Here is a 17,331-nt window from a genome sequence, read left to right as displayed (position 1 = left end):
CCTGCAGGCTCGCAACCATGAAAAAACTTCTTGGCGCCATCGCATTTCTGGTCGTGCTCGTCGGCGTATGGATCGTGCATCAGGGCGGCCTGTCGACGCTGATTCCCGCGCATGACGCGGCCCCGGCCTCGACGTCCGCGCAAAGTGGCGACAGCGGCCCGTCCACGCAGACGTCGCCGTCGTCCAACGTGCTGCCGGCCGGCTTCACGCCGCAGGCCAGCGCGCTGAAATCGATTGCAGAAAACGGTATCGTGCGGATCTCCGTGCAGAACCCGAGCGAACCGTTCTTCGGCGAGGACAAGGGCACGCCGCACGGCTTCAACGTCGAATTCGCGCGGCTGCTGTTCGCGGATCCGTCGTTCTCGCACGGCGGCAAGCCGGTCGTCGTCGATACGCGTCACGAGGTCGACACGTATCCGGGTGTGCCGAAGCAGCTGCTCGATACGGATGCGAAGGGGAACCACGTGGTCGACGTGGCGATGGACGGGCTGACGTTCCCGGACAACACGCCGTCGGGCATCGTCTATTCGGTGCCGTACGTCGACGATTTCGGCTATTCGCTGATCGTGCGGCGAGGCTCCGCGATCCGCTCGACCGACGATCTCGCGGGCAAGACGGTCGGCATCCTGAAGGGCGACCCGGACGTGCGTGCGTTCGTCACGCGCCAGTATCCGAACGTGAAGTTCGTCGAGGTCGACGATTCCGATCCGGCCTTCATCGCGAAGAGCATCGACGGCCATGCGGTCGACGCGTTCATCTACGACTATCCGTTCGCGGTCAGCTCGATCAAGGACACCGACCTGAAGTTCGCGGTGACCAAGCTCGACGGCTCGAACATCGCGTACAAGATCGGCGTGCGCGCCGACGACCAGGATCTGCTGATCTACCTGAACGCCGCGATCGCGAAGCTCAAGCAGTCGCCGCAGTATCTCGACCTGCTGCGCAAGTACTTCGTCAGCGACCAGGCGGTGACGACCGCGGCCGCGTCGGGCGAGCATACGTACGTGGTGAAGGCGGGCGACACGCTGAACCTGATCGCCGCGAGCAAGCTCGGCAGCGGCCAGCGCTATCGCGAGATTCAACGCCGCAACAACCTCGCCAACCCGAACCTGATCCTGGCGGGCCAGCATCTGGTGATTCCGGTGCGGTAACGGCGGCGTGACGTGAACGAAGGAAGCGGAAGGGACGTGAAGGACGGCGCGTGGCCCGGCGGAGAGGATCCGCCGGGCCGCGTGCTTTTCTGCGTCAATGCGTGATCGACAGGAACAGGTAGGCAGCGAACAGCGACAGGTGCACGACGCCGTGCAGCACCGTCGTGCGCCCCTGGCTGAGCGTCAGCGTGCTGACCAGCAGGGTGAGCGCCAGCAGCACGGTTTCCATCGGGCCGATGCCGAGCGTGAGCGGCTGGCCGACCCAGATGAACACGGCCGCGACGGTCGGGATCGTCAGCCCGATACTCGCGAGCGCCGAACCGAGTGCGAGGTTCATGCTGGTCTGCAGGCGGTTCGCACGCGCGGCGGTGACGGCCGCGAGCGCTTCCGGCAGCAGCACGAGCGCGGCGATCACGATACCGACCGCGGCCTCGGGCGCGCCGAGCTTCATCACCGCATGCTCGACGGCCGGCGACAGCAGCTTCGCGAGCAGCACGACCGCGACGAGACTCACGAACAGCAGCACCAGGCTGATCAGCGCAGTGCGGCCGCTCGGCGGCGCCGCATGCACCGATTCGTTCGCGCTGTCGTGCCCGGTGAGGAAGTAGTCGCGGTGGCGCACGGTCTGCACGAACACGAACGCGCCGTACAGCACGAGCGACGCCACGCCGGCGAATGCGAGCTGCGATTTCGAGAAGAACGGGCCCGGCGCGGCGCTCAGGTAGTTCGGCATCACGAGCGACAGTACCGACAGGGAAGCCAGCACCGCGAGCGCCTTGCTGGCGCCGCGCCCCTGGAAGTCCTGCTCGCCGTGCTTCCACGCGCCGACCAGCAGGCAGATGCCGACGATGCCGTTGCAGATGATCATCACGGCGGCGTACACGGTATCGCGGGCGAGGCCCGATTTCTCCGGGCCCGCGCCGAGCATCACCGATACGATCAGCGCGACTTCGATGACGGTCACGGCGATCGCGAGCACGAGCGTGCCGAACGGTTCGCCGACGCGGTGCGCGACGACTTCGGCATGGTGGACGGCGGCGAACACGGCGCCGGCGAGAGCGGCGGCGAACACCGCGATGACGAGGCCTTCGGCCGGTACGACGCGCGACAGCGCGAGGACCAGCCAGGCGGCAAGCGGGGCCACGAGGGTCCAGCGCGGGAGCTGGTTGGACGAGAGCGGCATGGAGGGTTTCCTTATGCGAGTGGCGGCGCGCGACGCGCCGTCACGGGTTGACGAAGCCCGGCCGTACTATCCGCCGAACGAGGATGATGAAACCGAAGGAGGGCGGCACGCAACGGTGCTGCCCGGGGTTCGCCGCCATGAGGCGGCGAGGGGCGCGGGCGGGCCGGAGCCCGTCGCGGGATGAAACGATTCGATGCGGCCGGCCGCGAACGACGAGGCGAGCACGTGTGACGACGCACGGGCCGGAGGCTCGGTTCCGACCCTGGAAGGGCGGCCGGCAATGGACGGCGGTGGCGACGTGACACGCGGTTTCCCCCTGAAATCCGGCAGTTTGTCGAATTTTATCCGGCGTTTGGGGGTCACTATCTCATATTCGAATGCTTTCATAGACCTTTCGGTTTACAAAAAGTGCCCCGGCCTTTCGATTTTTTTGTCTTTGCAGGTTTCGTAACGGTCTCTTGCACGACAAATTCGGGCTCGCCCTGACATAAATCTACCGACCGGTCGGTTTATAATCGCTCGCACCTCCACTTCATGACGGATCGCAAGCGATGGCTGTTTCTTCTGCACATTCGGTGAACTCGGGCGCGCTGGCGCCGTCGGCCGTCGTCGGCGTGATCGGCGCCGGCGCGATGGGCGCGGGCATCGCGCAGGTCGCGGCGGCGGCCGGCCATGCGGTGCTGCTGTACGACCTGAACGAAGCCGCTTGCGACAAGGCGCTGGCCGGCATCCGCGCGCAGTTCGCGCGCCTCGCGGAGAAGGGCCGGCTCGAACCGGCGCAGGCCGACGCGGCCGGCGCCCGGATTCGCGCGGTGCGTGAACTGGCCGATTTCGCGGGCGCCGCGCTGATCGTCGAGGCGGCGGCCGAGCGGCTCGACGTGAAGCGCGAGATCTTCGCGACGCTCGAGCGCCATGTCGACGACGCGTGCCTGCTGGCCACCAATACGTCATCGATCTCGATCACGTCGATCGCGGCCGGGCTGCGTGTGCCGCAGCGCGTCGCCGGCCTGCATTTCTTCAACCCGGCGCCGCTGATGGCGCTCGTCGAGGTGGTCAGCGGGCTCGCGACCGCGCCGGAAGTCGCGCAGGTGCTGGTTGCGACCGCCGCCGCGTGGGGCAAGCAGCCCGTGATGGCGAAATCGACGCCGGGCTTCATCGTGAATCGCGTCGCGCGGCCGTATTACGCAGAGGCGCTGCGCGTGCTGAACGAGCAGGGCGGCGCGCCGGCATCGATCGACGCGGTGATGCGCGAGGCCGGCGGCTTCCGGATGGGGCCGTTCGAGCTGATGGACCTGATCGGCCACGACGTGAACTTCGCGGTGACCGAATCGGTGTTCCGCGCGTATTTCAACGATCCGCGCTACACGCCGTCGCTGATCCAGCAGGAACTCGTGAACGCGGGCTTCCTCGGGCGCAAGTCGGGCCGCGGCTTCTATTCGTATGCGGACGGCGCGACGCCGCCTGCCCCCGATCTCGAAGCCCCGCGCGACGCGCCGGCCGACGTTGCATTGTTTGCACAGGACGGCCCGGCCGCCGCGCTGCAGGCGCGCTTCGCCGAACGCATTCCGAGCGCCCGGCAGGCCGGCGCGCATGCCGACGACCTGCTCGCGACGGCCGGCCGCGCATCGATCGCGCTGACCGACGGCCGTACCGCGACCGAGCGCGCCGCGCAGACGGGCGCGGCCGATCTCGTGCTGGTCGACCTGGCGCGCGATTACGCGCAGGCCGGGCTCGTTGCGCTGACGCGCGCGCTCCAGTGCAGCGACGCGGCCTATGCGGATGCGGTCGGCCTGTTCCAGCAGGCGGGTTTTCGCGTCGTCGGCGTCGCGGACGTGCCGGGCATGGTCGCGATGCGCACCGTCGCGATGCTCGCGAACGAGGCGGCCGATACGGTGAACCAGGGCGTGTGCTCGCCCGCCGATCTCGATCTCGCGATGGAGAAGGGCGTGAACTACCCGTGCGGCCCGCTCGCGTGGGCCGATGCGATCGGCATCGGCCGCGTGCATCGCGTGCTGTCGAACCTGGCGGCGAGCTACGGCGAGGATCGCTATCGCGTGTCGCCGCGCATCGCCGCGCTGCATGCGGCCGGCCGCACGTTCCGGTCGTAGCCGTCGCCCCCGTCACTTCGAACACGATAACGACATCACTCCATTGGAGGAGCACCCCGATGACTCACCCGACGCATCCCGCCGCCGCCCTCGAGCCGATCGAGACCGCCAGCCGCGACGAACTGCAGGCGCTGCAGCTCGAGCGCCTCAAGTGGTCGCTGCGCCACGCGTACGACAACGTCCCGCACTATCGCCGCACGTTCGAGGCAGCGGGCGTGCATCCGGACGACCTGAAGTCGCTCGCCGATCTCGCGAAATTCCCGTTCTCGACCAAGCACGATCTGCGCGACAACTATCCGTTCGGGCTGTTCGCGGTGCCGCGCGAGCAGGTCGTGCGCGTGCACGCGTCGAGCGGCACGACCGGCAAGCCGACGGTGGTCGGCTACACCGCGCGTGACATCGACACGTGGGCGAACGTGACCGCGCGCTCGATCCGCGCGGCCGGCGGCCGCCCGGGCGACACGCTGCACAACGCGTTCGGCTACGGGCTCTTCACCGGCGGCCTCGGGATTCACTACGGTGCGGAACGGCTCGGCTGCATGGTCGTGCCGATGTCGGGCGGGCAGACCGAGAAGCAGGTGCAGCTGATCCGCGATTTCGAGCCGAAGATCATCCTCGTCACGCCGTCATACATGCTGAACCTGATCGACGAGATGGTGCGGCAGGGGATGGACCCGGCCGAATCGTCGCTGAAGATCGGCATCTTCGGCGCCGAGCCGTGGACGCAGGCGTTGCGCGAGGAAGTCGAGACGCGCGTGGGCATCGACGCGCTCGACATCTACGGGCTGTCGGAGGTGATGGGCCCGGGCGTCGCGTGCGAATGCGTCGAGACGAAGGACGGCCCGGTGATCTGGGAAGACCATTTCTATCCGGAGATCATCGACCCGGTCACGGGCGAAGTGCTGCCCGACGGCAGCCAGGGCGAGCTGGTGTTCACGTCGCTGACGAAGGAGGCGATGCCGGTGATCCGCTACCGCACGCGCGACCTCACCGCGCTGCTGCCGCCGACCGCGCGCGCGATGCGCCGGCTCGCGAAGATCACGGGCCGCTCCGACGACATGCTGATCGTGCGCGGCGTGAACGTGTTCCCGAGCCAGATCGAGGAGATCGTCGTCGCGCTGCCGCAGCTGTCGGGCCAGTTCCAGATCACGCTGTCGCGCGACGGGCACATGGACCGGCTCGACCTCGCGGTCGAACTGCGCTCCGAAGCGGCCGCGTCCGTCAGCGAAAGCGATCGCACGGCGCTCGCGCGCGAGTTGCAGCACCGGATCAAGACGATGGTCGGCGTGTCGTCCGGCGTGACGGTGCTGGCCGCGGGCGGCATTCCCGCGACCGCGACCGGCAAGGCCCGGCGCGTGATCGATCGCCGCCAGGCCGCCTGATTCCCCTGTTTGCCGTTCAACCCGAGGAAACCTGTTCGATGGATGGATTGAAGACCCTGGCCGTCACGGTCGATGCGCGCGGCATCGCAACCGTCGCGCTGCAGCGCGGCGACGTGCTCAACGCATTCGACGAGACGGTGATCGCCGAACTGACCGACGCGTTCGCCACGCTCGGCCGGCGTGACGACGTGCGCGCGATCGTGCTGCGCTCGGAGGGCCGCGCGTTCTGCGCGGGCGCCGACCTGCAGTGGATGCAGCGCGCGAGCGCGAACGATGCGGCCGCGAACCTGCGCGATGCGGAGCGGTTCGCCGCGATGATGCGCGCGATCCGGCAATGCCCGAAACCGACGGTGGCGCGCGTGCAGGGCCATGCGTTCGGTGGCGGCGTCGGCCTGTGCGCGGCGTGCGACATCGTGATCGCGAGCGATCACGCGCGCTTCTCGGTCAGCGAGGCCCGCTTCGGGATCCTGCCGGCCGTGATCGGCCCGTATCTGGTCGAGGCGGTCGGCCAGCGCCAGGCGCGCCGCCTCGCGCTGACGGCGACCCAGCTCGCCGCGGGCGAAGCGGTCGCGATCGGCCTGATCCACCAGGCCGTGCCGCTCGATGCGCTCGACGAAGCACTCGACCGGACGCTCGCCGAACTCGGCCGCAACGGCCCGAACGCGCTGATGGAGATCAAGCGCTTCTTCGACGCAATCGGCGAGTATCCGCCGTCGGACGAGCGCGCGGCGTTCACCGCGCAGACGATCTCCCGCGTGCGGGCGACGCCGGAAGCGAAGGAAGGCTTCGCCGCGTTCTTCGCGAAGCGGCCGCCAGCCTGGGAGGCGGGCGCCGAGTAACGGGAAACCGAGGGGAAACCAGGGCGAAACGGCGGCGCTCGGCGGTGCAGCGGGCCCGGCCGAATTTTGCGGCTCGGGCGCGGGCGCTTGCTCTACAATGCGTGACCTCCGGCGCGCTGCCGGCCCAGCCCCGACCGATTCTTCATCCGATGATCGTCAACCGCCTTATCTCCGAGATCCTGTTCGGCTTCACCGGCCTGATCGGCATCATCAACCCGATCGGCATCGCGTTCCTGTTTCTCGAACGGACCGAGGCGCTCACCGAGCAAGAACGCGATCTGCTCGCGAGGAAGGTCGCGTTCAACGCGTTCGTCGTGCTGATGGTCGCGTTCTTCGCCGGCACGCCGGTGCTGCATTTCTTCGGGATCTCGATGGAAGCGCTGCGGATCGGCGGCGGCTTCGCGGTTGCGGTGGCCGGCTGGCAGATGCTGAACGAGCCCGACGGGCCGGGCGGCGGCGACACGCCGGTCAAGCCGATCGACGCGAACGCGATCATGACGCGCGCATTCTTCCCGCTGACCATGCCGTTGACGGTCGGCCCCGGCTCGATCGCGACCGCGATCGCGCTGAACGCGAACCGCACGCACAAGCTGTCGGAGTTCGCGCTGTCGAGCATCGTGTCGATCGCCGTCTCGGTGCTGGTGGCGATCGTGATCTGGCAGGTCTACAGCCGCTCCGCGCTGCTGTCGCGCTACCTCGGCAGCGAAGGCACCAAGGTCGCGAAGCGCGTGTCGGCGTTCCTGCTGCTGTGCATCGGCGTGCAGATCATGCTGACCGGTTTTTCCGCGTTCCTGCAGCCGATCGCCGACCAGGCCAAGTAAGCAAGCGCCCCGCGCCGCTGCGCACGTGCTGCGGCGCGCGCCCTCGCGCTCGCGAGCACTTCCTTCGCACCTTGCGGCGACACCGCACGCATTTTTGCCGCCCGGGATACCATGCGACGGTCCGGCGGATGCGTGGCGCGCATCCGGCCGTCAGCTCAACTTCAATGGCGAGGCGTGCAATGGAATACGTGAAATTCGGATCGACAGGGCTGGACGTGTCGAAGCTGGTGCTGGGTTGCATGACGTTCGGCGAACCGTTACGCGGCACGCATCCGTGGACGCTGCCGGAAGCGCAGAGCCGTCCGATCATCCAGCGGGCGGTCGAAGCCGGCATCAACTTCTTCGATACCGCGAACATGTATTCCGACGGCACGTCGGAGGAGATCGTCGGCCGCGCGCTGCGCGATTTCGCGAAACGCGACGATATCGTGATCGCGACCAAGGTGTTCTACCGGATGCGGCCCGGGCCGAACGGCGCGGGGCTGTCGCGCAAGGCGATCATGACCGACATCGACCAGAGCCTGAAGCGGCTCGGCACCGACTATGTCGATCTCTACCAGATTCACCGCTGGGACGACGGCACGCCGCTCGAGGAGACGCTCGAGGCGCTGCACGACGTCGTGAGGGCCGGCAAGGCGCGCTATATCGGCGCGTCGTCGATGTTCGCGTGGCAGTTCGCGAAGGCGCTGCACACGTCGAAGCAGCACGGCTGGACCCGCTTCGTCAGCATGCAGAACCACCTGAACCTGCTGTATCGGGAAGAGGAGCGGGAAATGCTGCCGCTGTGCGAAGACGAAGGGATCGCGGTGATTCCGTGGAGCCCGCTCGCGCGCGGCCGCCTGACGCGCAACTGGGACGAGTCGACCGAGCGGCAGCAGAGCGACGCGGTCGGCCAGCGGCTTTACGATGCGACGGCGGAGTCGGACAAGGCGGTCGTCGATGCCGTGGCGACGATCGCGGCCGCACGCAACGTGCCGCGTGCGCAGGTCGCACTCGCTTGGGTCGCGCAGAAGCGCGGGGTCACCGCGCCGATCGTCGGCATTTCGAAGCCGCAACAGCTGGACGACGCACTGGCCGCGCTCGAACTGAAACTGACCGACGACGAGATCGCGACGCTCGAACGCCCGTACGTGCCGCACGCGGTCGCCGGGATCAGCTGAGCGGCGGCGCCGCGCGCCCGTCAGCGCGCGGCGTCGAGCATCGGGTAGGTGAACAGGCCGAAGTGGACGACGTTCAGCCCCGCATGCGCGAGCGCGGACGCGAGCAGCCCGCCGCGCCGCCAGGCGAGGCCGTAGCCGACGCCGGCCACCGTGCCGAGCACGATCCATTGCCAGCCGCCGGCCGCATGCGCGGCGCCGAACAGCACCGCGCCGATCGCGAGCGCGGCCCACGGCCCCCATGCGAACGCGCGTAGCGCGCGCGTCAGTCCGCCCTGCACGTAGCCGCGGAACAGCGCTTCCTCGGTGAGCGTCACGATCAGCAGGTTGTTCACGAGCCACAGCCAGCCCGACGGCGGCCACTTGGGCGCCCAGCCGACCATCCCGATCGCGAGCGCGCCGGCCAGGCACGCGGCCGCCGTTGCGACGGCCGCCACCGCGCCGGTGCGCAGCGCGCGCGACAGCGGGACGTCGGGGGCGACCCACGGCAGCACCCATACCAGCCACAAGCCGACGAGCGGCTTGTCGAGATTCAGGTACATCGTGAACGGCACGGCATCCGGCGTGAAGCGCGTCGGGCCGATCACGCGCGGATTGTGGAAGCCGGGAATCAGGTGCAGGCTGAGCGCGATCGCGACGGCGGCAAAGACGACGTGCGCGGCGATGCGCACCGCGCGTGGGCGCTCGGGCATCACGCCCCAGGCTGCCGCGCCCAGCAACGCGAGCGGGGCCAGCGCGAGCGGCCCGAGCTTGCCGAACGCCAGCGCGCACGCATAGCCGAGCGCGGCGAGGCCGACGCTCAGGCCGTGCTGCGGGCGATGCCACGCGAACGCGGCGGCCGCGAACAGCGCGAGCCAGATCGTGGCGGACGGAAGGAGCGAAAGGGACATGACAGGAGCGGCATTCGTCGGACGAGACGCCGCGCATCATACAGCAGCCGGCTTGCGATGCCGGTGGAGAGCGGTCAGCGGCCGGCGGTTTCGGTGACGCTGTCGCGGCCCGGGACGTGGACGCTGTTGCGCTCGCGCATCCGCCGCCGGTACCAGAACGTCCACAGCAGCAGACAGCCGAACACGGTGTAGCCCATGATCGGCGACACGACCAGCACGCGTTCGACCGGCCAGGTCACGACCATCCAGAGGCGCAGCAGCATTTCCAGCGTCATGAACGCGCCCCACACGAAGGTCATCCGCCGGAGCATCTGCCGCAGCCCCGGCTGCGCTTCCCAGACGGCTTCGAAATGCGCGGCGCCGCCATCCATCTCGCGGGCCACCGTGGCGCGGGCCAGGTAGAAGATCAGCGGGCGTTCGCGGAACAGCGACAGCAGGAACACGACGCCGATCGTGCCCGACGCGAGCGATTCGCGCATCAGCAGCGTGCGCGCGCTGCCGCCGAGCGCCATCCCGAGGATCGACAGCGCGATGCCCAGCAGCACGATGGCCGCCACCGCATCGACGCGGCGCGAGCGGATGAATTCGACGATCGACCAGACGATCGGCGGGACCGCCGACGCGTACAGTGCGCCGGTTTCGCCGAAAGACGGCTGCGCGGCCCGGTAGGCAATCCAGGGCAGCACCAGGTTGACGAAGAGTTCGAGGATCAGTCCGGCTCGCGGTTTCACGGTGAGCAATTCCACGCAGGTTGGGGCGAACCTGCAAAGGGCGTGGTGGCCCGCGGTTGCCCCGAAAAGGGTTCGATTGAGTATATCGAAGAATCGGGCCGGGCTGCGGTGCCGTGTCGGCCGCGTGCCGCCGGCGCCGGTGCCGATGCCATCGTCATGGAAGCCCCGCGGCCGGCAGCGTGATCGTGACCGTGGTGCCCTGCAGCATGACGCTGTGCACGTGGATCGTGCCTTCGTGCCGCTCGACGACGGTCTTGACGAACGCCATGCCGAGCCCGACGCCGCTGGTTTCCGGCTGGCCGGCGGTGCGGAAGCGCCGGTAACGCTCGAACAGCCGCGTCTGGTCCGCGCTGCTGATCCCGCACCCGCTGTCGCGGATCGTGCAGCGCACGGTCCTGCCGTCGGCGCCCGGCTCGACCCTGCATTCGACGCTCGTCAGCGACGCGCTGTACTTGATGGCGTTGTCCAGCAGGTTGATCAGCGCGCGCGACAGCAGTGCCGGGTCGCCCAGCACGATCGTGTCGTCGCGCCGCGGCACGTCCTCGATCGACATGGATTTCCGGTGCGCGAGCGGCCACACCGCGTCGCGTGCCTCGTTCATCAGGTCGGCGAGGTTGACCGGCACGCGCTCGTAGTCGCTGGCCTCCGCACGCGAGAGCTGCGCGAAGCCGTCGGCCAGCGCCAGCGTGTGCCGCGCCAGCTTGCCGATTCTCGCGAACTGCTGCTTCATCTGCACGTCGCCCGATCGTCGCGCCTGCGTGTCGATCAGGATGATCAGCGAGGTCAGCGGGGCGCGCATGTCGTGCGAGAACAGCGTCAGCATGTCGTTGCGCTGGCGCTCGAGCATGTCGCGGCGGACGGTCGCGTGGCGCAAGGTTTCCAGCGCGTCGTGGATCTGCGTGATCTCGGGCCCGATGCCGCGCGGCATCGCGACGTGCGACGTATCGCCATCGCTGAGCGCGACGATCCGGCGGCCGAGCGCATCGAGCGGCTTCGACAGCAGTCGCTGCACGCCGCGCGCGAGCGAGGCCAGGATCGCGACGCACAGTGTCGTGGCGAACGCCGACAACGCGACCTTGATCCGGGCGGTGTTCCGGCCGCCGATCGCGCGACGCCGGGCCAGGTCGATCACGTGGTCGCGCAGCCGCTCGCTCGGCCGGAAATGCGGCACGATCGCGCGGGAAAAGTCGGCCGCACTCATCGCATAGACGCCGTTCTTGCCGCCGGCGACGGCCGCGTCGACGAGCGGCAGGATGTGCGCGTCGAAGGCCCCGTTGAGCTGCGCGTATTCGCGCGCCACGTCAGGGTCGTCGAGCTGAGCGCCGATCGAGCCGTCGATCAGCGCGCGCAATTGCTCGATGCGGCCGCGCATCCGCATGATGTCCGCGAACTGCGTGCGCTCGAGCGCCTGCCGCGCGAACATCGGCGCAATGAGCAGCGAGCCCGTGCGGCCCGCGTATTCGCGAAGATCGCCGAGGAGCCGCGCGAGCAGGATCGCACCCGAGGTGCGCGGGTCGCCCATCGCGGTGTCGGTCATGGCGCCGTCGATCAGCAGCGACAGCGTGTCGACGATCCGGAACAGGCGCGCCTGCGCGTGCTGGATATCGTGAACGCCGCGTGTCGCGCGCGGCCGCATGCCGAGTGCATCGACTTCCATACGCGCATCGGCGAGCGTGATCCGGACCGAGTCGAGTGCATGCAGCAGGTTGCTGCGTTCGCGATCGTCGAGCACGGTCGCTTGCGCGATGCCGCCGCGAAAATGGTCGAGCGCCTGGTCGGAACGCACGCGCGCGGCGAACAGGTGGCGGATCTCGATCGCGCCGTCGTCCTGCGGGCGCACCAGCAGGTCGTTCGTCGGGCCGCGTTCGGCCGAGATCACATTGGCGGCGCTCATCGCGCCGCGGACGAATTCGAAGCTCTGCAGGTCGGCATTCTCCTGCCGGTATTGCCGGACACTCCCCCAGATGATCGTGCCGCACAGCAAGGCCAGCAGCGTGGTGACGAGTGCGAAGCCGATATGGGTCTTCTGCTGGATCGTCAGCGATCGAATGTTATATGCGCGTTCCCGGCTAAACGAGAATGAACGATTCATGACACACCATGTTTGCAAGCTATCCCGGGTGGGCCCGTATTCTCGGCCTGTCGGCGCCGTGACACCGTAAGGTTTTGTGGGGGGCGGGGGCCGCCTTCAAGGGGGCGGCAACGATCCCGGCAGGGAGGCCGGATCGTGCCTTGCACAGGATCACCTTGCGTCAGTGTCCTGTCGACATCGGACGAATCGCGCTTGATCCGGAGAAACCCTGAGCGCGCATCGAACCAGCGGCGCATTACGACGGATGGTTTGGATTGCGAATGTTTCTGGTCGTCATGTTCGAACGAAGCGCGGCACGAAGTTCGCGACGGACGAAGGCGGCAAGGAGGGGGCGCTGGAAGGGAATGGCTGGCAGGCGCGCCGCCTGCGCACGGGCGACGCTCCAGGGTGACGCTTGCAGCCCGCGTGCCGCGGCGCGAATCGCTGCCGCGGCCCGCGTGCGGTCAGGTGAGGGCGGGCTGGACGATGATCTTCACGTTCCGGTCCTTGTGGTTGACCAGTTCCTCGAAGCCATGCGAGACGATGTCGCCGAGCGCGATGCGCCCGGTGATGAGCGGCTGCACGTCGATGCGGCCGTCCGCGATGAAGCGGATCACGTCCGCGAATTCGCCGTTGTACGCGAGCGAGCCGATCACTTCCTTCTCGGTCGACACGATGTCGAAGAAGTTGAACGGCGCCGGCTCCTCGAAGATGCCGACCATCACCGACTTGCCGGCCTTGCGGATCACGTCGATCGCGAGCTTCGCGGTGGTGGTGTGGCCGATGCACTCGAACGACACGTCGGCGCCGTAGCCGCCGGTCAGCGCCTTGACTTCCGTGATCGCGTCGGACGTCTTCGGATCGATGACCACGCTCGCGCCGACCTCCAGCGCCTTCTGCTTGCGCGCGGCCGACATTTCCAGCGCGATCACGCGCCCGGCGCCCGCGGCCTTCGCGCACATGATCGTGCACAGGCCGATCGTGCCCGCGCCGACCACGACGACGGTCTGCCCGACGATGTTGCCGGCCTTCTTCACCGCATGCAGCCCGACCGCGAGCGGTTCGATCAGCGCGCCGGCCTCGGTCGGGAAGTCGTCGGGCAGCTTGTACAGCAACTCGGCCGGCACGTTCACGTATTCGGCGAATGCGCCGTTGTTCATCAGCCCGGTGAACGCGAGGTTCTCGCAGATGTTGTACAGCCCATGCTTGCAATACCAGCAGGTGCCGCAATGCTGGCAGGCGTCGGCCGTCACGCGGTCGCCGACCGCGTAGCCCGTCACGCCCGCACCGAGTTCGGCGATCTCGCCGCTGAACTCGTGGCCGAGGATGCACTGGCCCTTCAGGCCCGTCAGCGGATGCGGCGCGTCGACCGGGATGAAGACCGGGCCCGCGACGTATTCGTGCAGGTCGGAGCCGCAGATCCCGCACCAATGCACGCGAATCGTCACCCAGCCTGCCGGCGGGCGCTCGGGAACGGGAACCTGTTCGACGCGGATGTCGTGTCGGCCGTGCCAGACGGCGGCTTTCATGCTCGGGGCGGTGGTCGTTGCCGGTGTACTCACGTTGCTGTCTCCATCAGGTTGTCGTCGGGCGCGAGGCGTGGCTGCCGGTGCGCCCGTCGCGCGAGTGCGCGAACGACCGGTATGCAGGAACGGGGCCAGCTCGAGTGGGGGCGCCGGACGGGATGGGAACGATGCGATGCACCATTTACCGGCTCGTTGACAGGGAATGATTTGACGGAAGCAGGGGTGAAATTTGCTGCGGAAGCAAAAACTCCGGCCGGGTGAGACGCTGGGACGTTCGTCTCAGCGCAATGAGACGAATCGCGAGACGCACGTTGCCACGCCGATCCATTGCCGCGATCGGCGGAACGGATCGTTGCGCACATTACCCCTTTACTTGAAGTTAACTTCAATTTGTATCATGTGCGCCAGCCCGATCGCGGACGCGTGACGCATCCCGTTGCACGCAGCCGTTTCAACGGAGGGGGAGATGACCGAATCGCCTGTCGCGGCCGATGCCGCCACGCTGCCGTCGCGCAGCTACCGGGCCGCCGTCGCGAACGTCGTGCTGGCGAGCATCGTGTCGGCGCTGCACGTCGGCAAGGCGACGATCGCGTTGCCGTCGCTCCAGCACGAATTCGGCGGCTCGCTCGCGTCGCTGAGCGGGATCATGTCGGTGTTTCCGTTCGTCGGCGTGTTCGGCGGCATGGCAGCCGGCCTGCTGGTGCGACGCCGGGGCGACCGGCTGCTGCTGATCGCGGGCCTCGTGATCCTCGGCCTGTCGAGTGTCGCCGGCGCATGGGCCGGCAGCTTCACGCTGTTGCTGGCCACGCGTTTCGTCGAAGGGCTCGGTTTCGTGATCGTGGTGGTTGCCGCGCCGGCCGTGCTGAATCGCGTGACGCCGCCCGAGCGGCGCAATCTCGTATTTGGCCTGTGGAGCACGTTCATGCCGGTCGGCATGGCGCTGTCGATGCTGGTCGGGCCGCTGCTCGGCGGCTGGCGCAACGGCTGGCTCGCGGCCGCGGCGCTGACGCTCGTCGCGGCGGCTGCGGTGCCCGTCACGACGTCGGCGGATGCGCCGTCGCGGCAGGCCGGCGCCCCGCGCGTCGGGCCCGCGCTGCGCGACGTACTCGCGTCGCGCTCGACCACGCTGCTGGCGCTGGGGTTCGCCACCTACAACGTGCAGTTCTTCGCGGCGATGACGTTCCTGCCGGTGTTCCTGATGCAGCGCCTCGGCGTCGCGGTCGGCGCCGCGGGGTTGATCAGCGCGGCGATCGTCGTCGCGTGCGTGATCGGCAACCTGACGGCCGGCTGGCTGTTGTCGCGCGGCGCACGGCCCGGGATCGTGATGGCCGCGACGTCGGTCGCGATCGGCGCGGCCGGCGCGGGGCTCTTCAGCGCGGCCACGCCGGCGCCGCTCGCGGTGGCGCTGGGTTTTGCGTTTTCGGCGATCGCGGGGATGCTGCCCGCGACGATCCTCGCGTGTGCGCCGGGCTCCGCGCCGACGCCGTCGCTGGCGCCGCTCAGCATCGGCTGGGTCGTGCAGGGCAACTATCTCGGGCAGGTGATCGGGCCGCTCGCGATCGGCTCGATCGTCGGCGCATTCGGCTGGTCGGGCGGCATCGGGCTGATGCTCGCGGCCGCGGTCACCGGCGCGGCGATCGGCCTGTCGCTGCTGCGCGAACCAACGGGCCGGCGCTGAGCGCGGCGCCGTTCAACCTGCACGGAAATCCGTCAAGCATGCTCAACACCATGGAAAGCCTGATTTGCGAAGCAGACCCGCCGTGCGATGCGCCGGCATGGGTCGAAGACGATGCGATGCCGCCACGTGGCGGCGTCGCGCATCCGCTCGGGACGATCGGCCGGGCGCCGGGTCCCGACCACGCCGCGGCGGCCGTCTCGCCGTTGCGCCCGCAACTGTTCGTCACGGTGCTGGAGGCCGACGACCACGCGTTGCTGATCCGCTGGGTCGAGAGCGGCCGGTGCCATTACGGCGAGCAGCGCTGGCGCTTGCGCGTCGCGTTGCAGCCGGGCCGCTGCGCGATCTCGGGGCAACCGATCGAGCCGGGCGAGCCGGTGTTCCGGCCGGTGCGGCGGCCCGTGCCGGCCAACGGCGACGAGATGATCTGCCCGGCGGCGGTGCCGGGTGCGGCCGGCCTGGCAGGTGACGCCGCCCCGGAGGGCGACGACGCGCGCGAGCCGGCCGACGTTTCCCGTTGAACGCCGGCCGGCTGCGACGCCGCGTTACTTCTTCACTTCGTGCCGGTACTGGATGAAGCCGGCGTTGTTCGCGAGCTTGTCGTACAGCGCGCGTGCCGTCGTGTTGGTTTCGTGGGTGAGCCAGTACACACGGCTCGCGCCGGCTTCGCGGGCATGTTCGTACACGGCCTCGATCAGCGCGCCGCCTGCGCCTTGCCCGCGTGCGTCGGGTGCGGTGTACAGGTCCTGCAGGTAGCAGTACGGCCCTTCGGTCCAGCACGAGCGGTGGTAGATCGCATGCACGATCCCGACCAGCGCCCCCGAGGCGTCGAATGCGCCGAGCACGAACATCGGCTCGGCCGGATCCATCAGGCGGGCCCACGTCGTTGCGAACACCGCGTCGCTCAGCGCGGTGTCGTAGAACTTCTGATAACCCTGCCACAGCGGGCGCCACGCGGCTTCGTCGGCGGCGACGAGCGGGCGCACCGTGACGCGCGTTGCGTCGTTCGCGCGGCTGGCCGCGTCGCGCGCGCTTGCCTGCGCGTGGCGGATCGCGGTGAGCGACCGGCGCTGCTCGCCCTGCGCGTCGAAGTTTTCCGGGGCGAGCCACGCGTCGAATGCGGCGCGCACATCCGGCCATTCGCCGTCGATGATCGAGAACCACGCGGTGTCGCGATTGCGGCCGCGGTAGATGATCGCCTGCCGGAACGTGCCTTCGTAGCGGAAGCCGAGCCGGGCGGCGGCCTTGCGCGACGGGAGGTTCAGGTCGTCGCACTTCCATTCGTAACGCCGGTAGCCGAGCGTGTCGAACGCGTACTTCATCAGCAGGAACTGCGCTTCGGTCGAAACGGGCGTGCGCTTGAGCAGCGGCGAGAACGTGACGGAGCCGACCTCGATCACGCCGTTGGCCGGATCGATGCGCATCAGCGCGAGCGTGCCGACCGCGCGGCCGGTGGCGCGGTCGATCACCGTGTAGTGCAGCGGATCCGGGCTCGCCTGCGCGGTACGCGCGTACTCGCGGTAGCTCGCTTCGTCGGCGTACGGGCCGTGTGCGAGATAGGTCCAGTCGCTGCCGTCCGGCGCCTGCGAGTAGGCGGCGTGCAGGTCGGCCGCGTGGCGCTCGGCGTCGAGCGGTTCGAGCCGGCAGTAGCGGCCTTCGAGCACGATGCGCTCCGGGCGCGGGCGCGCGGACCAGTCGGGAACGGGGTGGCCGATGGGTTGCTGGAAAGCGTTGGTGAGCGTGGACAAGGTCGATCTCGCTTCGGTTGGCGGCCGGCGACATGCCGGCATGCAGACG

General features: G+C 68.8%; 14 protein-coding genes. 8 read left to right on the top strand and 6 right to left on the bottom strand.

All coding sequences use genetic code 11. From position 1 onward, the window contains the following. Positions 1 to 17: 17 nt before the first annotated feature. Entirely contained in the window at positions 18 to 1,151 is a 1,134-nt protein-coding gene (locus tag CFB40_RS26280; protein WP_089427294.1) for a transporter substrate-binding and LysM peptidoglycan-binding domain-containing protein, read from the top strand. Positions 1,152 to 1,245: 94 nt separating this feature from the next. Here the strand turns inward: CFB40_RS26280 and CFB40_RS26275 are convergent, their stop codons facing one another. Beyond that, positions 1,246 to 2,334: a calcium:proton antiporter gene (locus tag CFB40_RS26275; protein WP_089427295.1), complete on the bottom strand. Its 1,089-nt coding sequence runs from the start codon at positions 2,332 to 2,334 to the stop codon at positions 1,246 to 1,248. A gap of 551 nt (positions 2,335 to 2,885) precedes the next feature. Here CFB40_RS26275 and CFB40_RS26265 point away from each other — a divergent pair. From CFB40_RS26265 to CFB40_RS26245, 5 genes are all read left to right on the top strand, one after another. Continuing rightward, the gene (locus CFB40_RS26265; protein ID WP_089432830.1) at positions 2,886 to 4,442 is read left to right on the top strand and encodes a 3-hydroxyacyl-CoA dehydrogenase; all 1,557 of its coding nucleotides are present in this window, start codon (positions 2,886 to 2,888) and stop codon (positions 4,440 to 4,442) included. 59 nt (positions 4,443 to 4,501) lie between these two features. Continuing rightward, positions 4,502 to 5,824: a phenylacetate--CoA ligase PaaK gene (gene paaK, locus CFB40_RS26260; RefSeq protein ID WP_089432829.1), complete on the top strand. Its 1,323-nt coding sequence runs from the start codon at positions 4,502 to 4,504 to the stop codon at positions 5,822 to 5,824. 38 nt (positions 5,825 to 5,862) lie between these two features. Continuing rightward, positions 5,863 to 6,663: an enoyl-CoA hydratase-related protein gene (locus CFB40_RS26255; RefSeq protein ID WP_089432828.1), complete on the top strand. Its 801-nt coding sequence runs from the start codon at positions 5,863 to 5,865 to the stop codon at positions 6,661 to 6,663. 149 nt (positions 6,664 to 6,812) lie between these two features. Beyond that, positions 6,813 to 7,484 carry a MarC family protein gene (locus tag CFB40_RS26250; protein WP_046548012.1) on the top strand — a complete coding sequence of 224 codons (672 nt, stop codon included), beginning with the start codon at positions 6,813 to 6,815 and terminating at the stop codon, positions 7,482 to 7,484. 179 nt (positions 7,485 to 7,663) lie between these two features. Next, positions 7,664 to 8,644 (top strand): aldo/keto reductase, encoded by a 981-nt coding sequence (locus CFB40_RS26245; RefSeq protein ID WP_089432827.1) that lies wholly within the window; start codon positions 7,664 to 7,666, stop codon positions 8,642 to 8,644. Positions 8,645 to 8,664: 20 nt separating this feature from the next. On the opposite strand, the gene CFB40_RS26240 is transcribed toward CFB40_RS26245, so the two are convergent. The 4 genes from CFB40_RS26240 to CFB40_RS26225 all read right to left on the bottom strand — a co-directional run bounded on the left by CFB40_RS26240 (position 8,665) and on the right by CFB40_RS26225 (position 13,862). Then, positions 8,665 to 9,531 carry a CPBP family intramembrane glutamic endopeptidase gene (locus CFB40_RS26240; protein WP_089432826.1) on the bottom strand — a complete coding sequence of 289 codons (867 nt, stop codon included), beginning with the start codon at positions 9,529 to 9,531 and terminating at the stop codon, positions 8,665 to 8,667. A gap of 74 nt (positions 9,532 to 9,605) precedes the next feature. Beyond that, positions 9,606 to 10,262, bottom strand: a complete 657-nt coding sequence (locus CFB40_RS26235) for a VC0807 family protein (protein WP_089433322.1) — start codon at positions 10,260 to 10,262, stop codon at positions 9,606 to 9,608. A gap of 154 nt (positions 10,263 to 10,416) precedes the next feature. After that, positions 10,417 to 12,354 carry a sensor histidine kinase gene (locus CFB40_RS26230; protein ID WP_089432825.1) on the bottom strand — a complete coding sequence of 646 codons (1,938 nt, stop codon included), beginning with the start codon at positions 12,352 to 12,354 and terminating at the stop codon, positions 10,417 to 10,419. Positions 12,355 to 12,797: 443 nt separating this feature from the next. Continuing rightward, positions 12,798 to 13,862: a 2,3-butanediol dehydrogenase gene (locus tag CFB40_RS26225; protein WP_089432824.1), complete on the bottom strand. Its 1,065-nt coding sequence runs from the start codon at positions 13,860 to 13,862 to the stop codon at positions 12,798 to 12,800. Between the two features lie 463 nt (positions 13,863 to 14,325). Here CFB40_RS26225 and CFB40_RS26215 point away from each other — a divergent pair, with 463 nt between their 5' ends. Further along, positions 14,326 to 15,537, top strand: coding sequence for an MFS transporter (locus CFB40_RS26215; RefSeq protein ID WP_089432822.1), 1,212 nt, complete (start codon positions 14,326 to 14,328; stop codon positions 15,535 to 15,537). Positions 15,538 to 15,575: 38 nt separating this feature from the next. Beyond that, positions 15,576 to 16,055: a DUF3331 domain-containing protein gene (locus tag CFB40_RS26210; RefSeq protein ID WP_089427307.1), complete on the top strand. Its 480-nt coding sequence runs from the start codon at positions 15,576 to 15,578 to the stop codon at positions 16,053 to 16,055. A 24-nt stretch (positions 16,056 to 16,079) separates the two neighbouring features. On the opposite strand, the gene CFB40_RS26205 is transcribed toward CFB40_RS26210, so the two are convergent. Next, positions 16,080 to 17,282: a GNAT family N-acetyltransferase gene (locus CFB40_RS26205; RefSeq protein ID WP_089432821.1), complete on the bottom strand. Its 1,203-nt coding sequence runs from the start codon at positions 17,280 to 17,282 to the stop codon at positions 16,080 to 16,082. Positions 17,283 to 17,331 lie beyond the last annotated feature (49 nt).

It is taken from the genome of Burkholderia sp. AU31652, assembly GCF_002223155.1.
Lineage (GTDB): Bacteria > Pseudomonadota > Gammaproteobacteria > Burkholderiales > Burkholderiaceae > Burkholderia.
This window is presented reverse-complemented; position numbering and strand designations above follow the sequence as displayed.